Source organism: Roseomonas sp. WA12, assembly GCF_054165765.1.
Map to the genome: position 1 here is coordinate 1,969,017 of NZ_CM135108.1, position 19,241 is coordinate 1,988,257.

Annotated in this window: 19 protein-coding genes; 10 read left to right on the plus strand and 9 right to left on the minus strand. The window is 71.4% G+C overall.

Annotation, left to right across the window (positions count from 1 at the left end; all coding sequences use genetic code 11):
* Positions 1–2 precede the first annotated feature (2 nt).
* The 6 genes from ACVBD7_RS09295 to ACVBD7_RS09320 all read left to right on the plus strand — a co-directional run bounded on the left by ACVBD7_RS09295 (position 3) and on the right by ACVBD7_RS09320 (position 6,830).
* Positions 3–1,157 (plus strand): acyl-CoA dehydrogenase family protein, encoded by a 1,155-nt coding sequence (locus ACVBD7_RS09295; protein ID WP_458097200.1) that lies wholly within the window; start codon positions 3–5, stop codon positions 1,155–1,157.
* Complete coding sequence (locus ACVBD7_RS09300) at positions 1,154–2,353, plus strand: CaiB/BaiF CoA transferase family protein (protein ID WP_458097201.1); 1,200 nt, start codon at positions 1,154–1,156, stop codon at positions 2,351–2,353. The genes ACVBD7_RS09295 and ACVBD7_RS09300 overlap by 4 nt, the downstream gene beginning before the upstream one ends.
* Positions 2,350–4,491 (plus strand): acetate--CoA ligase family protein, encoded by a 2,142-nt coding sequence (locus ACVBD7_RS09305; protein WP_458097202.1) that lies wholly within the window; start codon positions 2,350–2,352, stop codon positions 4,489–4,491. The genes ACVBD7_RS09300 and ACVBD7_RS09305 overlap by 4 nt, the downstream gene beginning before the upstream one ends.
* Positions 4,492–4,552: 61 nt before the next feature.
* Positions 4,553–5,530, plus strand: coding sequence for a Bug family tripartite tricarboxylate transporter substrate binding protein (locus ACVBD7_RS09310; protein WP_458097203.1), 978 nt, complete (start codon positions 4,553–4,555; stop codon positions 5,528–5,530).
* Positions 5,531–5,537: 7 nt separating this feature from the next.
* Positions 5,538–6,611, plus strand: coding sequence for an acyl-CoA dehydrogenase family protein (locus tag ACVBD7_RS09315; protein ID WP_458097204.1), 1,074 nt, complete (start codon positions 5,538–5,540; stop codon positions 6,609–6,611).
* Between the two features lie 57 nt (positions 6,612–6,668).
* Entirely contained in the window at positions 6,669–6,830 is a 162-nt protein-coding gene (locus ACVBD7_RS09320) for a hypothetical protein (protein ID WP_458097205.1), read from the plus strand.
* On the opposite strand, the gene ACVBD7_RS09325 is transcribed toward ACVBD7_RS09320, so the two are convergent.
* Positions 6,827–6,973 carry a hypothetical protein gene (locus tag ACVBD7_RS09325; protein ID WP_458097206.1) on the minus strand — a complete coding sequence of 49 codons (147 nt, stop codon included), beginning with the start codon at positions 6,971–6,973 and terminating at the stop codon, positions 6,827–6,829. The genes ACVBD7_RS09320 and ACVBD7_RS09325 overlap by 4 nt on opposite strands.
* A gap of 71 nt (positions 6,974–7,044) precedes the next feature.
* The gene (locus ACVBD7_RS09330) at positions 7,045–7,686 is read right to left on the minus strand and encodes a histidine phosphatase family protein (protein WP_458097207.1); all 642 of its coding nucleotides are present in this window, start codon (positions 7,684–7,686) and stop codon (positions 7,045–7,047) included.
* 82 nt (positions 7,687–7,768) lie between these two features.
* Here ACVBD7_RS09330 and ACVBD7_RS09335 point away from each other — a divergent pair, with 82 nt between their 5' ends.
* Positions 7,769–7,975 (plus strand): hypothetical protein, encoded by a 207-nt coding sequence (locus tag ACVBD7_RS09335; RefSeq protein WP_458097208.1) that lies wholly within the window; start codon positions 7,769–7,771, stop codon positions 7,973–7,975.
* Between the two features lie 93 nt (positions 7,976–8,068).
* A complete protein-coding gene (locus tag ACVBD7_RS09340) occupies positions 8,069–9,124 on the plus strand; it encodes an LLM class flavin-dependent oxidoreductase (RefSeq protein WP_458097209.1) in 1,056 nt (351 codons plus the stop codon).
* A 234-nt stretch (positions 9,125–9,358) separates the two neighbouring features.
* Here the strand turns inward: ACVBD7_RS09340 and ACVBD7_RS09345 are convergent, their stop codons facing one another.
* The 5 genes from ACVBD7_RS09345 to msrA all read right to left on the minus strand — a co-directional run bounded on the left by ACVBD7_RS09345 (position 9,359) and on the right by msrA (position 13,233).
* Positions 9,359–10,312 (minus strand): sterol desaturase family protein, encoded by a 954-nt coding sequence (locus tag ACVBD7_RS09345; protein WP_458097210.1) that lies wholly within the window; start codon positions 10,310–10,312, stop codon positions 9,359–9,361.
* On the minus strand, positions 10,312–10,983 hold the full coding sequence (locus tag ACVBD7_RS09350; protein ID WP_458097211.1) for a polysaccharide deacetylase family protein: 672 nt from the start codon (positions 10,981–10,983) through the stop codon (positions 10,312–10,314). Before ACVBD7_RS09350 ends, ACVBD7_RS09345 begins: the two co-directional genes overlap by 1 nt.
* 117 nt (positions 10,984–11,100) lie before the next feature.
* Positions 11,101–12,093 carry a YncE family protein gene (locus ACVBD7_RS09355; protein WP_458097212.1) on the minus strand — a complete coding sequence of 331 codons (993 nt, stop codon included), beginning with the start codon at positions 12,091–12,093 and terminating at the stop codon, positions 11,101–11,103.
* Positions 12,094–12,226: 133 nt separating this feature from the next.
* Complete coding sequence (gene msrB / locus ACVBD7_RS09360) at positions 12,227–12,664, minus strand: peptide-methionine (R)-S-oxide reductase MsrB (RefSeq protein ID WP_458097213.1); 438 nt, start codon at positions 12,662–12,664, stop codon at positions 12,227–12,229.
* Positions 12,661–13,233, minus strand: coding sequence for a peptide-methionine (S)-S-oxide reductase MsrA (gene msrA, locus ACVBD7_RS09365; protein ID WP_458097214.1), 573 nt, complete (start codon positions 13,231–13,233; stop codon positions 12,661–12,663). The genes msrB and msrA overlap by 4 nt, the downstream gene beginning before the upstream one ends.
* Before the next feature lie 122 nt (positions 13,234–13,355).
* Between msrA and ACVBD7_RS09370 the strand changes: the two genes are divergently transcribed.
* Positions 13,356–14,459: a serine hydrolase domain-containing protein gene (locus ACVBD7_RS09370; protein WP_458097215.1), complete on the plus strand. Its 1,104-nt coding sequence runs from the start codon at positions 13,356–13,358 to the stop codon at positions 14,457–14,459.
* An 11-nt stretch (positions 14,460–14,470) separates the two neighbouring features.
* On the plus strand, positions 14,471–15,484 hold the full coding sequence (locus ACVBD7_RS09375; RefSeq protein WP_458097216.1) for a dipeptidase: 1,014 nt from the start codon (positions 14,471–14,473) through the stop codon (positions 15,482–15,484).
* A 2-nt stretch (positions 15,485–15,486) separates the two neighbouring features.
* Here the strand turns inward: ACVBD7_RS09375 and ACVBD7_RS09380 are convergent, their stop codons facing one another.
* Together ACVBD7_RS09380 and ACVBD7_RS09385 are read right to left on the minus strand one after the other, a co-directional pair.
* On the minus strand, positions 15,487–18,069 hold the full coding sequence (locus ACVBD7_RS09380) for a PAS-domain containing protein (protein ID WP_458097217.1): 2,583 nt from the start codon (positions 18,067–18,069) through the stop codon (positions 15,487–15,489).
* A gap of 3 nt (positions 18,070–18,072) precedes the next feature.
* Positions 18,073–19,182, minus strand: coding sequence for a TRAP transporter substrate-binding protein (locus tag ACVBD7_RS09385; protein ID WP_458097218.1), 1,110 nt, complete (start codon positions 19,180–19,182; stop codon positions 18,073–18,075).
* Positions 19,183–19,241: the final 59 nt, after the last annotated feature.

The window sequence follows — 19,241 nt, forward strand, 5'->3', positions numbered from 1 at the left end:
TCGTGCAGGACCTCTCGCACGACGACCTCGCCGCCCTCGACGAGGATGCCTTCCGCCTGCATGTCCGCGAATGGATCGAGGCGAACTACCCGCTCGAGACCCGGCACCCTACGCGCCGCCTGCACTGGCACGAGAACAAGCCCTGGTACCTTGCCCTCTCGCGCAAGGGCTGGCTCGCCCCGGGCTGGCCGCGCGAATACGGCGGCATGGGCCTGGATGCTGCGCGCCAGCTCATCATGCTCGAGGAGATGGAGCGCTACGGCGCCGCCCGGGTGAACGACATGGGCCTGATCATGCTCGGCCCCATGCTCATCCGCTACGCCAGCGAGGAGCAGAAGCGCCGCTTCCTGCCCCGCATCCTCTCCGGCGAGGACATCTGGTGCCAGGGCTATTCCGAACCGAACGCCGGCTCCGATCTTGCCGCCATCCGTCTCGATGCGGCCGACCACGGCGACCACTGGGTGCTGAACGGCCAGAAGACCTGGATCACCCTGGCCAACGACGCGAACTGGATCTTCGTCCTCGCCCGTACCAACAAGACAGGCAAGAAGCAGGAGGGCATCTCCTTCCTCCTGCTCCCAATGGACAGCCCCGGCGTCACCGTCCGCCCCATCATCAATCTCGACCTGCACGACGAGTTCTGCGAGGTCTTCTTCGACGATGTCCGCGTGCCCAAGGACATGGTGGTGGGCGAGGTGGACAAGGGCTGGAGCTACGCCAAGGCCCTGCTCGGCTTCGAGCGCATCGCCATCGGCTCGCCCAAGCTCTCCTCCGCCGGCCTGGCGCGCCTGAAGGCTCTGGCGATCGCCGTCGGCAAGGACCAGGACCCCGCCTTCCTCGACAGCTTCGCGCGCTTCAGCATGGAACTCGCCGACCTCAAAGCCCTCTACGAATCCCATGTCGAACGCCTCAAGCGCGGCGAGCCCATCGGCGCCGACGTCTCCATCCTCAAGATCGTGCAGAGCGAACTCTTCCAGCGCATCACCGACGCCATGCTGGAGATATCGGGCAGCCATGCCGGCCTGCTCGACCCCTTGGAGGACGGCCTGCACCCCGCCGGCTCCTTCCTTCTCGCCCGCCCCTCCACCATCTTCGGCGGCTCCTCCGAGATCCTGCGCAACATCCTCGCCCGCAGCGTGCTGGATCTTCCTGCATGAGCGGCGCCCTGCCGCGTATCCGCGTGCTGGACATGACCCGCGTCTTCGCCGGCCCCTGGGCCGCGCAGATCCTGGCCGACTTCGGCGCGGAGGTTGTGAAGGTCGAACACCCCCGCGGCGGCGACGACGTGCGCCGCATGGGCTTCCCGCAGAAGGACGCGGAGGGCGTTGAGACCGGCGAGACCTCCTCATTCCTCGCCATGAACCGCGGCAAGCGCTCCGTCGCGCTCGACATCTCGACCCCCGAAGGCCAGTCCACCCTCCGGGCCCTCGCCACGAAGGCCGACGTCTTCATCGAGAACTTTAAGGCCGGCGGCCTCGCCCGCTACGGCCTCGACCACGCCTCCCTCGCCGCACTCAACCCCCGCCTGATCTACTGCTCAATCACCGGCTTCGGCCAGGACGGCCCCTACGCCGCCCTCCCCGGCTACGATCCCATCTTCCAGGCGATGAGCGGCCTGATGAGCGTCACCGGCGTGCCAGACGGCCAGCCCGGCGCCGGCCCCAATCTCGTCGGCTACAGCGTCTCCGACATCAACGCCGGATTCTACGCCACGATCGCCATCCTCGCCGCGCTCCACCACCGCGACACCGTCTCCGGCCGCGGCCAGCACATCGACCTCGCCCTGCTCGACGCCCAGCTCGCCGCCCACTCCCACATCGCCATGAACCACCTGGTCTCCGGGAAGATGCCCGTCCGCGCCGGCACCGCCTCCCAGATCAACACCCCCTGGCAGGCCTTCGACACCGCCGACCGCCCCCTCATGGTCGCCGTCGGCAACGACCGCCAGTTCGCGCAGTTCTGCGCAGCCCTCGGCATCCCCGACCTTCCCGCCGACCCGCGCTTCACCACCAACCGCGACCGCATGGCCAACAAGCCCGCGCTGCTCCCCCTACTGCAATCCGCCCTGCTGGCACGCGGCGCCGCCGAGTGGATGGACACCCTCAACGCCGCCGGCATCTCTTCCGGCCCGCTGAACGACTTCGGCGCGGCCAAGGACGATCCGCAGCTCAACCACCGCGGCATGTGGCAGGAGATGCCGCATCCCCGCGCCGGCACCATGCCCTTCGTCGCCAACCCCGTCCGGTTCTCCGACACCCCCGTCACCTACGCCCGCGTCCCGCCTCAACTCGGCGAGCACACGAATGAGGTTTTCGCCGAATGGCTGGGCGCCGACCCGCCCACGGCGCCATGACCCGTCCCCTCGCGCCAGCCGCCGCTCTCCGCCGCTTCCTGAACCCGGCCAGGATCGCAGTTGTCGGCGCGAGTGAACGCCCGGGCGCCTTCGGGGCTCGCGTGCTGGAGAACCTCGCCGGATTCACGGGCACCGTCTGGCCCGTGAATCCCCGCCATGCCACCCTTGCCGGCCGTCCCTGCTTCGCATCCCTGGACGCCCTCCCCGGCATTCCCGACTGCATCGCCATCGCCACTCCGCGCGAGGGCGCCGCTGCCGTCCTCCGCCAGGCGGCCGCGATGGACGCGGGCGGCGCCGTGGTCTTCGCCGCCGGCTACGCCGAAACCGGCCTACCCGACCGCGCGGCCGAGCAGGCAGCCCTGGTCGAAGCCGCCGGGCCGATGCTCCTCCTCGGCCCCAACTGCCTGGGCTTTACCAGCTTCGCCCTGCGCGCCGGCGTCACCTTCTCCGCCGGTCCCCGGTCGCTTCCGCCCGAAGGACCCGCCATCGGCATCGTCAGCCAGTCCGGCGCCCTCGGCTACGCCCTGGCCCAGGCCGTCGAGCGCGGCATCGCGATTAGCCATGTCCTCACCGCCGGCAACGCGGCCGGGCTGGACGCCGCCGACCTCCTCGCCTTTCTCGCTGAGGAACCCAGCTGCACCGCCATCGCCTGTGTCATCGAAGGCCTCGCCGACCCCCGCCGCCTTGTCCATGCCGCCGCGCTCGCTGCCCGCGCCGGCAAGCCTCTGCTGCTGCACAAGATGGCCACCGGCGCCCAGGGTGCGGCCGCCGCCCTCTCCCATACCGGGGCCGTCGCAGGCGGCCAGGCCGTCTGGCGCGCCGCGCTGCGCGAAGCCGGCGTCATCCAGCTGGACGACTTCGGCGCCGTAATCGAGACCGCTGCTTTCTTCGCAAAAGCGCCGCCCGCCCCACGCAGCCCCGGCGTCGCCGTGGTCTCCACCTCTGGCGGGGCCGGCATCCTCGCCGCCGACGCCGCCGAGCGCCACGTCGTCCCGCTTCCCCAGCCGGGGGAGCACGCCGCCGCCATCCTCGCCGCACGCATCCCCGAATACGGCGCCGCCACCAACCCCTGCGATCTCACCGCCCAGGTCCTGAACGACGCCGAGGCACTGGTTGCCTGCACCACAGCCCTGGCAGCCGATCCCGCCTTCGGTGCCCTCCTCTACCCCAACACCCACGCCTACGCCTTCTCGGCCGACCGCATTCCCGTCATGGCCGAGATCGCGGCGCGCGGAGGCCGCTTCCTATGCGTCCCCTGGCTTGCGGAATGGCGGGAGAATGCCGCGGCAGTCACAGCCCAATCCGTCCCTGGCGCTGCCCTCTTCTCATCGATGGACCGCTGCTTTGCCGCCCTCGCCGCCTGGCGGGACCGCGCCGCACAGGCTGCGCGTCCCCCTGATCCGCCGGTGGAACTGGACGCCGCCACCCTCGCCCATGCCTCTGCGCTGCTGAATGCCGCGCCCGGCCCTCTCCTCACCGAATCCCCCGCCAAGGCTCTCCTGGCCACCATCGGCGTTCCGGTCGTCCCGGAACGCCTGGTGCAGGACGCCGAAGCCGCCCTCCACGCTGCCGAGACACTCGGCTACCCCGTGGCACTGAAGGCCGAGAGCCCAGACTTTCCCCACAAGACTGAAGCCGGCGCCGTCCGGCTGGACCTGCGCGACCCCGCCGCCCTCGGAGCCGCCTGCGACGCCATGCTCGCCCAGCTTGCCGCCCGGCACCCGCCACCGCGCCTCGACGGCCTCCTCGTCCAGCCCATGCTGCCACGCGGAGTTGAGCTCATCATCGGCGGTCACCGCGACCCGCTCTTCGGCCCCGTGGTCGCCGTTGGGCTGGGCGGCACGATGGTGGAACTCCTGGGCGACATGGCCCTTGCCCCCGCGCCAATCGGCCGTGCCCAGGCCCAGCGCATGCTGCGCAGCCTGCGCGGCTTCCCCCTGCTCGCCGGCTTCCGCGGTGCACCCGGGATCAACATCGACGCCCTGGCGGAGATCCTCTGTCGCACCGCCGCACTTCTGGCCGCTACCCCGCGCATCGTGGAACTGGACATCAACCCGCTCATCGCGGGCACCTCCGGCCTTGTCGCCGTGGACGCCCTGATCACCCTCGCGATGGACGCGCCGCCGACATTCGCATAAAGGTCAGTCAACTGACCTATAAGATAGATTCCCGCCCTGAGCGGGCCAAGGAGGAACCCTGGTGCTCACCCGTCGCCAAAGCCTCGCCCTGCTCGCCGCCACTTCGGCGCTGCACACCCTTCCCGCCCTGGCCCAGCCCGCCTTCCCGGACCAGCCCGTCCGCATGATCGTCCCCTTCGCCGCCGGCGGCCCGGCCGACATCATTGCGCGCATCATAGGCCAGGTGATGGGCCGCGAGCTCCGCCAGCCCGTGGTCGTGGACAGCCGCTCAGGCGCCGGCGGCATGGTCGGCGTGGAAGCCGCCGCCCGCAGCAGGCCGGATGGCCTGACCACCGTCCTCGCCTCCACCGGCGCCCTCGTCGTCCTGCCCCAGCTGATGCCCCGCATGGCCTATGACGTGGCTAAGGACCTGGCGCCCGTCACGCATGTCCTTTCCGTTCCGCAGATCCTGGTGGTCAGCCCCAGGCTCGGCGTGAAGTCGGTGGCGGAGCTCGTGGCGCTCGCCAAGCGCCAGCCCGGCAAGCTCACCTACGGCTCAGCCGGGAATGGCAGCTCCCTGCATCTTGCCGGCGAGCTGTTCCGCCTGCGCACGGGCATCGACATCGTCCACGTCCCCTACCGCGGAGCAGCGCCCGCCATCACGGACCTGCTCGGCGGCACCATCGACCTCATCCTGGCCGACGTGCCCGTGGTCATCTCTCATATCCGCAGCGGCGCACTTCCCGCCCTTGCCGTCACCGCCAACGAGCGGCTCGCGGCGCTGCCCGACCTCCCCACCATGGCGCAGGCCGGCGTGCCGGACGTCATCTCGGAGACCTGGTACGCCCTTTTCGCCCCGGCCGGCACGCCACCCGAGCGCATCGCCATCCTGCACGCCGCTGCGTCGGCCGCGCTGCGCGACGCCGACACGCGCCGCAGCCTGGCCGACCAGGGCGGCATCGTCGCCGGCGGCACGCCCGAGCAGCTCGCCGCTTTCGTTCGCGCCGAGACAACGAAATGGGGCGAGATCATCCGCCTCGCCAACGTGAAGATCGACTGAGGCCCGCATGTCCACCAGCACGCCCACGGTAATGGGGGAGGACAGCGCCGAATCCCTCCGCATGATCCGCGACAGCGCGGCCGCGGTGGTCCCGCCAGCTGGCGGCCTCACCCGCGCGCGCGCACTCCGCTTCACCATGCTTGGCTATGATCCCGCTACCCTCGCCTCCATGGGCGAGATGGGCTGGATCGGCCTGCGCCTGCCCGAGGAGTCCGGCGGCATCGGCCTTGGCATGTCCGAAGCCTGTGCCTTGCAGGAGGAACTCGGCCGGGCCCTGGTGCCGGAACCGCTCATCGCCGCCGCCCTCTCCGCCCGCCTCCTCGCTGCCGCAGGCGACACAACCCTCCTTCCCGCCCTGCTCGCCGGCGAAGGGCTGGTGCTCACCGCCTGGCAACAAGCCGCGGACAGCCTGGACGCACCGGGCGATCCCGCCACCCCCCGCTTGTTCATTCCCATGGCCGCGGGCGCGCAAACCTTCCTCCTGCCCATGCGAGAAGGCGCCGGCCTCGCCCTGCACGTGCTGGAGGGCGCCACCCCGGAGATCCTGAAAACCCAGGATGGCGGGCATGTTGGCACCCTGGCCCCCAAACTCGCCGGCACGCGCGGGATGGCCGCCGATATCGGGGAAGCGATGGCCCTTGCCCTCGACGAGGCTGCCCTTTCCACGGCCGCCTATCTTCTCGGTCTGATGGAGCGCTGCTTCGAGAGGACTCTCGAATACCTCCGCGCCCGCCAACAGTTCGGCCGCGCACTCGGGAGCTTCCAGGCGCTGCAGCACCGCGCGGCGGACCTCAAGATCCAGCTTGCCCTGACCCGCGCGAGCATAGAGGGAGCCGCTGCCGATATCGATGCCGGCGCCTCGGCCGACACCCGCCGCGCCCTTGTCTCCCGCGCCAAGGCCCGCGCGGCCGACGCCGCGCTGCGCATCACGCGCGAGGCTGTGCAGCTGCACGGAGCCATCGGCTACACGGACGAGTACGACATCGGCCTCTTTCTCCGAAAAGCGATGGTGACCGCCAACGCCTACGGCTCCGCCGCCCTCCATCGCGCGCGCTATATGCGCTGCGCCGCCACGGCCTGACTGGCGGCGCACCGACACACCCGTCGTGCAAGAACACGCTGCGGCAAACGCCCCTTGATGCTCTCTCCGCTCCAATCCCCGCGCGAGCAGGAGACAGCAATAGACGTCAGCTACAGCGCTGATGGGCAGACCTATGTGTCCAGCTACGAACCCGGCGACCTCGGACTGTTGCAGGCCTCCGGTCGCGGCGAGGCCCTGGCCGGCAAGGCGGGCGACTAGGCCGCGTCATCGCCGTAGGCAGCGACGGAGAGCGGATCGATGTCGAAATCTCCGGCTCCTACCAGCACCGCAATTCCGGCCTGAAGCGCCCGACCGGAATCGCCCGGCGCATGCTGGTCCCCTGCAACGGCACGGGAGCCCACGTCCCTCTCCCGCCCCGGGCTGGCCTGCGCGAGATCGAGGCGGACCTGACTCGCGAGGTCGGCCGCCCGCGTTAGCGCACCACCATGCGGCCAAGCACCTCGAACCGCCCCTTCCGGGTCGCGGCCACGACGATCTCTCCCTCCGCCGGAACCACCCCCGTCAGCGCCGTCACGTTCACTTGGTGGGTGATGCAGATCAGGCAGTCCGCCCGGCCCTGCCAGCTCTCCGCCAGCGCGAGCATCGCCGCACTCTGCCGCGGCCCCTCAGCCCGGTCCTCGAAGAAGGAGTCGAGCGCTGGCTCCCTCGCCACCGCGTCGCCGAAGGCCAGACGTCCCGTGTCCAGCGCCCGGCACCAGCCCGAGGAGATCACGCGCCCCACCGGCACCCGCTCGGCGCGGAATTGCTCGCCCAGTCGCCGCGCCTGCGCCCGCCCTTCCTCCGACAGGTTTCGCTGCGTCTCGCACCGGGCCAGGTCGAAGCCGGGTGGATCGCCAACACCTGGCGCCCGCGCGTGCCGGATCAGCGCCACCACCCCGCCCGCGCGCAGAAGTGCCCAGGACTCCGCTCCGTCCGCCGGCCTTATCCAGGCCAGCATCGGCGCTGCCAGCACCCCGGCGATCGCGCGCCGGCGCGGGATAGCGGGCGACCTGCCCAGCTCCGGCCCGGCGCGTCCGCGCGATGCGACAGGGAAGACCGAGAGGTAATTCCGCATGCCAGCCGGCATACCACGCGGGCCGCCCGCGCCGTCACGCCCAACCCTGCCCCTTAGCCCCGCCCCGTGCGATAAGGCCGGAATGAGCGAGCAGACCGCAATGGCAGGCGCCGTCGCCGCCGCCCAGGCCGCCTTCGAGGCCGATCCCATCGTGGCGGAATTTCCCCCCGGCACCCCCGCGCGGCGCGACCGCATGCGGGCGATCATCGCCGAGGTCGCCGCCGTCTGGGAGGTCGAGCGCATGGAGCTGACCATGGCTCTCGCCCAGGGCTCCGCCCGCCCCAACTGACGGGTGCCGTCCGGGCCGCACCGCGCCCGCAAGGCCTCGTTTCTGCTCCAGACCCGCCGCCCGACCCCGACCGCACGCCCGGAGACCCGACGCATGGACATCGCCCTTTTCAACCTCATGTCCCAGAACCGCGCCGACGAGACACCGGCCGCGATCCTCGGCATGACGGTCGAGAAGGTGCGCATGGCCGAACAGCTCGGCTTCGACGGCGCCTGGTTCGCCGAACACCACTTCACCAGCCACTCCGTCTGCCCGTCACCGCTGATGATGGTGGCGCATTGCGCCGCGGTGACCACCCGCCTGCGCCTCGGCGCGGCCGTCGTCGTGCTGCCGCTCCACCACCCCCTGCGCGTGGTTCAGGAACTGGGGATGCTCCAGGCCCTCACCGGCGGCCGCGTCCAGCTCGGCCTCGGCACCGGCCACCAGCCGCACGAGTTCCGCACCTACGGCCTGCCCATGGCCGAGCGCACCGCGATCCTGGAGGAGGGCTGGGACATCATTGAGCGCGGCCTCACCACCGGCCGCATCGGCCACCAGGGCCGGCACTTCACCATCCCTGACGCGCCCATCGCCGCCTTCCCCGGCACCATGCCCCCCGTCTTCCTCGCGGGCGGCGAGCCGCGGCTGCTGCAGCGCGCGGCGCGAGCCGGTGGTTCCCTCTTCATCAGCCAGGGCCACCGCCGCGCCGCCGCCGCGCGCCCGATGCGGGACAAGCTGCTCGCGGCGCTGCGGGCCGGCGGCCTGCCCGACTCCGCGCTGCGGCTGGCCGTCCAGCGCTACGTCTTCGTCACCGAGGACGAGGCCGAGCGCCGCCAGGCCGCCGAGGGCATGCTCCGCTTCATTCGCACCACCCTGTCGCTTCGCGAGGAGGAACCGGCGCGCGACGGCGCCTTCATGCGTTCCATCCCCTTCGAGGGAGAGCCGAGCCTCGACTGGCTGCTGGAGAACGCCCCGATCGGCCCTGCCGAGCTGGTGGCCGATCGCCTGGCGGAGGACTTCCACACCCTCTCACCCAGCCATTGGAGCCTCTATATGGGCTTCACCGGCCTACCCGCCCCGCGCGTCCTCGCCGCGCTGGAACGCTTCGGCGAACGGGTCCTGCCCGAGCTGCGCCGCCTCGCGCCCGAGGCCGCGCGCCTCGCCGGCTAGGCGCCGCCGCGGTCACGACCTGTTCGCCTCCCGCCGCGCCGCCGATCGCAGCCATAGGCACCGCCTCATGGCCGCGGCACCCGGCACGGACCTAGACTCCGCCCTGTGGAAGGCCCCTGCGGCACCGGCATCCCCCGCCGCGGCCGGACGGCACCAGGACGGCGCGCCTCCCCCGCTCGCTGTCCCCTCCACGGTCAGTACCCGCCGCCGATCCCCTCGCGGCGGGGCCTGGCCCTATCGGGCGGGCCGGCCGCGCAGCGCGGCGAACAGCCGCCGCGTCCCCTCCACCTGCTGCCGCCACCAGCCGCCCTGCACCAGCGCCGCCGAGGCCTCCGGGTCCCCCGTGCGCGGGAACACGTCCCGCCGGAAGTCGCCGGTGCGGAACACCATGTCCCAGATCGGGAAGAGCACCGCGAAGTTCCGCCCCTCCTCCCCCGCCGAGAGCACGCCGTGATGCAGCCGGTGGAAGCGGGGCGAAACCAGCAGCCGCTCCCCAACCCTGCCGAAGGAGAGCCGGACATTGGCGTGGGAAAAGCTCTCCGCCACGCGCAGGATCAGCACGATCAGCGGGAACTGCCCGGGCGGCACGCCGATCAGAAGCGCGAGCCCGCCGAACCACAGGGCCGCGATCATGTCGTCGATCACGTGGTTCCGGTCATCCGTCCAGAACGTCATCTTCTCCTGGGCGTGGTGGATGGAATGCAGCGCCCACCACCAGGGAATGGTGTGCTGCAGCCGGTGCCGCCAGTACTCGCCGAAGTCGAGGATGAGGACATAGAGCGCGAAGGCCAGCAGCGGCCTCGTCTCCAGCGCAGGAAACAGCGTCTCCAGCGTCGGCGCCACCCAGCCCATATCGGCGATCCAGCCCGCGATCTGCGCCTGCACCCCGGACAGGATGGCGAAGGCCAGCAGCGGCAGAAGCCCGAGCCGCGCGAGCAAGGTGTAGGCGACATCGGTCCGCACCACCCGCCGGTCGTCCCAGCGCTCCACCGGCCTCCACGCCTCGAGCGGCCGGCACACCGCATAGACCACCAGCACCTGCACCACGCCGAAGACGAAGAAGTCCATCCAGGAGAAGGCGTCGTCCGCCCACTCCATCATCCCGGCCGCATAGAGCAGCGGCTGCACCGCCACCTGGAACAGCCAGCCGGTGAAGGAGTCGTAGAGACGGAACAGGCTGTCGAACATCAGGTCCTTCCCCCCTCGGGCAGGATGTCGAAGCAGTAGCCGCGCTCCTGCAGCCCGGCGATCAGCGGCTCCAGAATGCCCGCGAAGGGCTCGCGCCGGCTGCGCACGCCCCAGTGCATCACCAGCACCTCGCCGTCGCGGATATTGGCCAGGTTGCGGGCCAGCAGCGACCGGTTCGGATGCGCTACGGAATCCAGCTCGTCCCCGAGAAAGCCGTTCGCCGTCCAGCCCTGATGCGTCAGCCCGCACTGCCGCGCCATGGCCAACGCACCGGGCGTCGTCCGCCCACCCGGCGCCCGCCACAATGGTAGAACCCGCGCCTCAGGCACCATCGCCCGCAGCGCCTGGATCGGCCGCTCCAACTCGGCACAGAGCCCGGCCGTGTCCAGCAGCTCCGACCCCTCGCCGGACCGGCGAGACGCGTAGCGCACCCGCCCTGCCCCTGCATCGCCCGTGAAGTACCAGTGCCGCCAGGTATGGCTGGCAAAGGCGTGCCCCTCCGCCGCCCGTGCCCGCCAGAACTCCGCCCAGCCGGTGGACAACGTGCGGTCACCCCGGAAGCTCGGCTCATCCGCCACGAACAGCGTCGCACGAACCTGCCGGCGCCGCAGGACGGCGGCAATCTCCTCCGCCTCCCGCGACCAGCCCGTATCGATGGTGAGATACAGCATCCCCCGGCATCCCTGCGCCCGGGCCGGGGTCACGACCCCAGGCGTCACCGCAGGTGCCGCGAGCACCGCTCCCAGCCCGCCGAGAACCGCCCGGCGCGGCATCCCCCGCGCCACGGCTCAGCGCCCCGCTGGCGCGGCCGGCGCCTCGTTGCGGGCCTGCACCAGATCGCGGTTGCGGAAGAAGATGCCATGGGGAGACCGCCCCACCGGCGAGGTCACCACCTCGCCCGTCTCCGGGTCCAGCAGCCCGAGCTGCCGCGTCCAGCGCAGCGTCGTCCACAGCCGCCCATGCGCGTCGAAGGAGACACAGTCCGGCCCGCCCGGCACCTCATAGGTCCGCATGATGTCGAGCGTCACCGGGTCCAGCGCCGTGATCCGGCTGTCCACCCGGCTGGTGACGTAGATCGGCCCACCGCCCGGCGAGGGAAACAGCGCATGCGCCCCGCGCCCCACCCGGATGATGCGCTCGACCTTCCGCGCCTCGGGGTCCACCACCGCCACATGGTCAGAGCCCATGATGCCCACCAGCAGCTTGCCGTTGTGCCAGATGATCCCGGCCGGCTCCCGCCCGACCTGCAGGCTCCAGGCGATCTGCTTCGTCTCGAGGTCGATCGCCGCCAGAGCCCGGCTGCCCTGCACGGTGACATAGGCGAACTTGCTGTCCGGCCGGTAGGCGATGTGGCTGGGCATGTCGCCCGGCTTCACCCGCCCGACGAGGGTGAGCCCCATCGTCGGCGCATCCCAGTCGTAGATGTCCACCTGGTCCCGCCGCAGTCCGGTCACGACCAGCAGCTTCCCGTCCGGGCTGAATTCCAGATTGTAGGGATTCGCGATCCGCTCGCGCTTCTTCACCTCGCCCGTCGCGGGGTCGAGGAACAGGATCTCGTTGCCGCCGGAATCCCCCACCAGCAGCACGTCCCGCGCCGGGGACAGGGCAAGGTGATGCGGCTCGCGCAGCACAGGAATCTGGCGCAGCTCGGCCCTCGTCGCCGCATCCACCACCTGGATCCCTGGATCCATCGAGTTGATGACGAAGACGACATCCGCGCCCGCGCCTCCGGGCAGGAGGCCCGCCGCGAGAAGGGTCAGCGCGAAGGCGAGACGGCGCATGGCAGGCTCCAGGGGGACCGTCGAGTCATGGGATAGGCGGGTTAAGGCGTTGCGCGCCGCCGCGCCACCCCTCTCTCACGCGGCAGCGGCGCCAACGAAACGCCGCCGCCTGCCCCGAGCCCCTTCCGCGACCCTATTCGAGGGCGTTGCCGTCCTCGTTCGTCGGGTGGAAGTCCATCGCCACGCCGTTCATGCAGTAGCGCAGCCCCGTCGGCCGCGGCCCGTCCGGGAAGACATGGCCGAGATGCCCGCCGCAGGTCGCGCAGGTCACCTCCGTGCGGGTCATGCCGTGGCTGCGGTCCGTCACCGTCCGCACCGCGCCCTCGATCGGCTTCCAGAAGGAAGGCCAGCCCGAGCCGCTCTCATACTTCGTGTCGCTGGTGAACAGCGGCGACTGGCAGCCGGCGCAATGGAACACCCCATCCCGCTTCTCGACGTTGAGCGGGCTGGTCCCCGCCCGCTCCGTGCCGTGATGGCGCAGCACGCGATAGGCGTCGGGCGAAAGGCTCTCCCGCCACTGCTCATCGCTGCGCTCCACGGTCGGGCCCTCCGCAGTCTTGGGGTCGCTCATGCCGCGCGCTCCTTCAGGCGATGGGCGAAGCCCTTACGGAACTTGGCCACCTTCGGCGCTACCACGGCGCGGCAGTAGCCAGACCAGGGATTGCGCGCGAAGTAGTCCTGGTGCTCGGCCTCGCCAGCCCAGAACCGCGGCGCCGGCGCCAGCTCCGTCACAACGGGCGCGGGATACAGTCCCTCGCGCTCCACCTCGGCGATAACGGCCTTTGCGGTCGCCTCCTGCTCGGGCCCGTCGAAGTAGATCACACTGCGATACTGCGGGCCGACATCTGCGCCCTGGCGATCCTTGGTGGTCGGGTCGTGGATGGTGAAGAAGATCCGCAGCAGGTCCTCATAGGACACGACGGACGGATCGAAGGCCACGCGCACCACCTCGGCATGGCCGGTCGCCTTGCCGCAGACCTGCTCGTAGGAGGGGTTGGCGACATGGCCGCCGGCATAGCCGGACACCACCTCGGTCACGCCCTGGAGGTTGCGGTAGACGGCATCGAGGCACCAGAAGCAGCCGCCGCCGAGAAGCGCGACCTGGGTGCCTGAGCCCGGGTTTTGGGGGGTCTGTGTCATGGTCGTGATATGGTGATTCAGCCTCTCGACACCAAGGCGCGGCCTCGAATTCCACCCCCTCTTCACGGCCGCTGGAAGCCCTCCTTTGCCCTTCGGCCCGCGCCGGTCCACCTTGCGCCGCGATGAGCTTCCCCGCCCCCGCCCCGACCCCCTTCCCCGAAGCAGCGCCCGAGGCGCTGGGCTTCGACCCGGCCCGCCTCGCCGAGGCCGTGGACTTCGCGCAATCCCGCGAAACACCCTTTCCGCGAGACCTCCTCGCCCATCTGGAAGGCGGCCATTTCGAGCCCGCCCCGGACAACGAGGTGCTCGGCCCCGTGGCCAGCCGCGGCGCCCCCAACGGCCTGATCCTGCGGGACGGCGTGGTCGCCGCCCGCTGGGGCAATACCCGCCAGGCCGACATGACCTTCTCGGTCGCCAAGTCCTGCCTCTCGCTCCTCGCCGGCATCGCCCATGGCGATGGCCTGATCTCCAATCTCGACGCCCCGGTCGCCGCCACCGTGGACGACCCCGCCTTCGACGGCCCGCGCAATTCGGCCATCACCTGGCGCATGCTCCTGCAGCAGACCAGCGAGTGGGAGGGCACCCTTTTCGGCAAAGCTGACAGGATCGACCGCGGCCGCGACCTCGCCAGCGAGGGCACCGGCAAGCCCAAGGGCTGGGCGCGCCCGCTGGCCGCCCCCGGGCAGCACTGGGAATACAACGACGTCCGCGTGAACGTCCTCTCCCTCGCCCTGCTCCGCACCTTCGGGCAGGCCCTGCCCGAGGTCTGGCGCGCTCGCGTCATGGATCCGATCGGTGCATCGCAGGACTGGCGTTGGGAGGGCTACCGCACCTCCACCGTGGACGTGGCTGGCGAACCCGTCACCTCCGTCCCCGGCGGCGGCCACTGGGGTGGCGGCATCGTCACCCACGCCGAGGACCAAGCCCGCCTCGGCCTCCTCATGCTGAACGACGGCGTCTGGAATGGCCGCCGCATCCTTCCCGAGGGCTGGGTCGCCGCCTCGGGCGAGCCAGTCGCACTGCACCCCGACTACGGCCTGCTCTGGTGGCTCAACCGCTCCGGCCGCTACCCCAAGGCGGACCGCGCCAGCCTCTTCGCCGTCGGCGCCGGCGGCAACACGATCTGGATCGAGCCCGCCACCCGGCTCGTCGCCGTCTTCCGCTGGCTGCACCCGGAAGCCCTGCCCCAACTCATCGCCCGCATTGCCGACGCCCGCACGAACTGAAAACCAGACCCATGCACGCCGAGATCCACGCCGAGACCCTCACCCTCGATACCCATGTCGACATCCCCTGGCCTGACATGATCGATCCGCGCGGCACCACCGCGCGCAACGTCGACTTCGCCCGCATGAAGGCCGGCGGACTGAAGGCGGTGGTCTTCATCGCCTACACCCCCCAGGGCCCGCGCACGCCGGAGGACCATGCCGAGGCCGGCGCCCGCGCCGAAGCCATGCTCCGCCACATCCGCGACACCACCCATGGCGAGGGCCGCCGCCTCGTCACCCGCGTCGCCGAACTCGAGGCCGCCCATGCCGCCCGCGCCACCGCGGTGCTGATGGCGGTCGAGAACGGCAACGCCATGGGCCACGACCTCTCCCGCCTCGCCCTCTGGCGCGGGTTGGGCGCTATCTATCTCACCCTCACCCATGATGGGCATAACGACCTCGCGGACGCCGCCCGCCCCCGCCGGGACCGCCCGGAACCCGCCACCCTCCACGGCGGCCTCTCCGCCCTCGGCCGCCAGGCGATCGAGGAGATGAACCGCCTGGGCATGCTGGTGGACGTCTCCCACGCCTCCAAGGCCTCGATGATGCAGGCGGTCGAGTGCTCCCGCGCCCCCATCGTCGCCACCCATGCCTGCTGCGCCGCGCTCCGCCAGCACCCCCGCAATCTGGACGACGAGCAGCTGGACGCCCTGCGCGATTCCGACGGCCTGATCCAGATCACCGCCGTCCCCGCCTTCCTGCGGGACCCCGGCCCGGACGGCCGAACCGCCGCCAGCGTGGAGGACATCGCCGACCATGTGGACCACGCCGTCCGCCGCATCGGCCTCGCCCATGTCGGCCTGTCCTCGGACTTCGACGGCGGCGGCGGCGTGACGGGCTGGATGCATGCCGGCGAGACCGGCGGCCTTACCGAGGCCCTGCACCGGCGCGGCTATGACCGCGAGGCGCTGGCCGCCCTCTGGGCCGGCAACTTCCTCCGCCTATGGCGCCGTGCGGAGGAGGTGGCGGCCGAGGGCTTCTAGCCCTAGCCCGCCGCCGGCGCGGCCGTTTTGTAGGGCACGACCCGGGCCAGTTCGGTCAGCAGAGCCTCGCGGGTCACCGGCTTGGGCAGATAGCCCGTCATTCCCGCCTCGCGGCAGGCGGCGTTGTCACTGTCGAACACGCCAGCGGTCAGCGCCACCACGGCGACATTCCGCCCTTCGCCCTCCGGCAGCGCCCGCAGCCGCCGCGTGGCCTCGAGCCCGTCCATCCCCGGCATGGCCAAGTCCATGAGCACGAGATCGAAGGGCTCCCCGGCGCGCGCGGCGGTGGAAACCGCTCCCAACGCCTCGGCTCCGCCCGCAACCAGCTCGGCCCGGTGCCCGGCACGCTCCAGCAGGGCGCGGGCGACCAGCCGGTTCGTCGGCACGTCGTCTACCACCAGCACCTTCAGCCGTACCTCGCGCCCCGGCACGACGGCCGACGCAGGAGCCGGGAGGGCCGGCAGCTCCGCCGCCTCGACGGGCAGCTCCACCCAGAAGCGCGCCCCGGTGCGCCCTGCAGCAATGGCCTGGGGATTGTCGTCCACACCGATCCGCCCGCCCATCGCCTCGACAATACCGGTCGAAATCGCGAGCCCGAGCCCGAAGCCGTCCGCCGGCGGTGTATCCCCGCCCGACCGTTCCAGCCGCACGAAGTCGTGGAATACGTTGCCGCGCTGATCGGCCGGCACGCCTGGCCCGGTGTCGAGCACCTCGAGCCGCAGTCGCTGCCCCGCCTCGTCCGGCTGAAGCAGTGTTCGGAGCGTCACCTGCCCGCCAGGCGGCGTGAACTTCACAGCATTGGAGAGCAGGTTCAGCACGAGCTGACGCAGCCGCACGGCATCCAGCAACAGCGCGGCCGGCAGCGCGGGATCATGCTCCGTCCGCACCACCGTGTCGCGCGCGGCGGCCGCGGGCCGGATCAGCTCCGCGCAGGACTCCAGCAGGGGGACGAGCGCTGCCGGCGCGCGGCGCAGCGGCATGCGCCCCGCCTCCACATGCGCCAGGTCCAGCACGTCGTTCGCGACGTCCAGCAGATGGCGTCCCGCCGATTCCAGCATTGCCGCACGGCCCCGCTGCTCGGGCGTCAGCGCCGGGTCCCCGGCCAGAGCCTGCGCCATGCCCAGGACACCATTCAGCGGCGTCCGCAGCTCGTGGCTCATCCGCGCGAGGAAACGCGACTTCGCCGCACCCGCAGCCGCCGCTTGGTCCCGCGCCTCGGTAAGGTCGGCGGCCGCGCGCTTCTGCTGCGTAATGTCCGTGCGAATGCCGACCGAGCCGCCTCCCGGCACCCGCCGCTCGGTCACCAGGACCCAGCGCCCGTCTGGCAGGAGCCGCTCCACCGGCGCGGTGTTCCAGGGATGACGGTAATGCGCCATTGCCTCGGTGACGAACGCCTCCTTGTCCGCACCGGATTGCGGGTACTGCCCGTGCTCGGCGCCGTAGCGCATGATCTCGGTCAGCGTCGCACCCGGGCGAATGGCCGGGGCGCTCGCGCGGTAGAAGTCGCGGTAGCGCTCGTTGCAGACGATGAGCCGATCCTGCTCGTCCCACATGACGAAGCCGTCCGACATCGCCTCGATCGAGGACTCCAGAAGCTGCCGCCCGCGCGCCCGCTCGGCCTCGGCTTGGTCGCGCTGGTGCAGCATCGCCACCAGCAGCGCCGCGATCGCGACGGTCAGGATCGCCAGCCCGCCCGCGGCGTAGAGAATCCGGGACTCGTTCCCCTGCCAGTCCACCAGCGCCGGCCCGCTCTCCTGCACCGCCACAACATGCATCGCCGGGTACAGCGTACGCCGCGCAGCCGCGAAGCGCCCGGGCTCCAGCCCCTCGGACAGGGGGCGCGCCACCGGTCGGCCGATGCGCGATTCGTCGTGCGGGGCGCTGGCCAACAGCACCCGATCGTCACTCCGCACCAGCAGCACGCGCCGTCCCTCGGAGTCGTTGCCTGAACCGGAACCCATCAGCCCAGCCGCCACCACCGGTACCGAAACCTCCGCCACCGCGAGAAGCGGTGGCAGGTTGAGGAGCGTCACCGGCCGGGCGAGAAACAATGCCCACTCGCCCGTCGCCGGGTTCGGCACCGGCCCCGCGATCGTCACACCACCGCGGACACCAGCCGCTGCCTGGGGTGGGGCGAGCAGCGCCGCATGCGGCACGGGCGGCGGCCGCCGGCGGGACCCGGCCACCGCGGCCGCGACCGGCGTTCCCCCTTCCAGCGGCAGGAGGACGAGGTCCCGGAAGCCCAGGCTGCTGTCGCTCAACCCCATCAGCACGCGCGACAGCGCCGCAGAGCGGGCCGCGGGGGAAGCATCCGCGCCCAAGCCGGAGAGCGCCGGGGCCAGCAGGTTCGGCAGCCCGGCCAGGGCGCTGTCCACCGAGAGAAAGCTGCGGTTCATGGAGGCGGCCGCGCTCTCGGCCGCCATGTCCACCGCCTCCTGTGCCTGGGCGATGGCAGCCGCCCTGCCCTGCCGCACGATCGTCTGCGCGACCATCATCTGCACCACCAGCAGCAGGATGGTGACGAGCAGGATCCAAAGCCCTGCGGAGCGTGGCTGGGCAAAGGAGAGGATGCGCCGGAGCGGCATGATCTAGCGCCCCGCAGGAACCATGACGCCGAGCGTCTGCCCGGAACGCCGGTTCCACTCCGCCGCACAATCGGGTCCGCAGCGGTCGGCCCAGCGTGGCAGGATTACCTCACGGACCAGACGGCGGCGCAGCGCGTCATCCTCTGGCGTCACGCGGACCAGCGTCATCCGCCCTCGCGTGCGCCCCGCCACCGCCTCGGCCGGGCAGTCCGGCTGCCCGGTGTTGCAGGCCAGGCCCAACCCCGTCTCGGCGTCCGAAGCCTCCCAGATCCGCTGCTCCAGCTCGCCCAACTCCCGCCGAAGCGTGTCGCGCAGCTCCGCCGGCAGCCCCTCCCAGGCCGCGATGTTCGCCCCGAACAGTGAGACGCCCCAGGTCAGCGCCATGGCATGGACGTGGGTGGTCACCTCGTTCAACCCGATCTGCCAGCCGGACAAAGTGCCGGTGATCGCGCATTCCACCACGCCCGCGCGGATGGAAGGAACGATCTCGGCGAAGGGGATCACGACCGGCACCGCCCCGATGGCAGAGACCCACTCGGACTGCGCGGCCGAGGAGGTGCGAATCCGCCGCCCCCGCAGATCCAGCAGCCCCGCGAAGGGCCGGGCGCAGAAGAACACCTGTGCCGGGTAGACATAGACCGCCAGCAGCTCCGTCGCGTGCCGTTCCCGCAGCATGGCCTCGAGCCAGGGGCGGTTGGAACTGATGGTGCGGCGCAAGGTCGGCATGTCAGGCGAAACCCCGGGTAGCTCCAGCGCCGAAAGCTCCGGCTCCTCCGACGCCACGAGGCCGAGCAGCGCCGTGCTGAAGGGGGTCACCCCCAGCCGAAGCAGCCGAAGCGCCTCCTGTCCCCGGATCCCGCTGCGATCGAAAGGGGAGATGTCGGCGGTGACGCGGCCGCCCGTCACCTCGGGCAGGCGCTGCCGCCAGAACGGCTCCTCGAGCCGCGTGTACTGGCTCACTCCCGCCAAGCCGCCGACCACCTGCAGGCGAAGCGGTTCGCTCCCCTGCACCGCAGACCCAAACGCCCCCAGGACGGACAGCACCGCAGCGAACACGAGGACCTGCCGAGCGGCACCGCGGAGGGTCGCAAGCGATACGGGCGGGACGTTCATGGCCCATCTCCGGCGGTGGATCCGCGGCGGGCCGGCACTTGCCGGCACACCCGGACGTA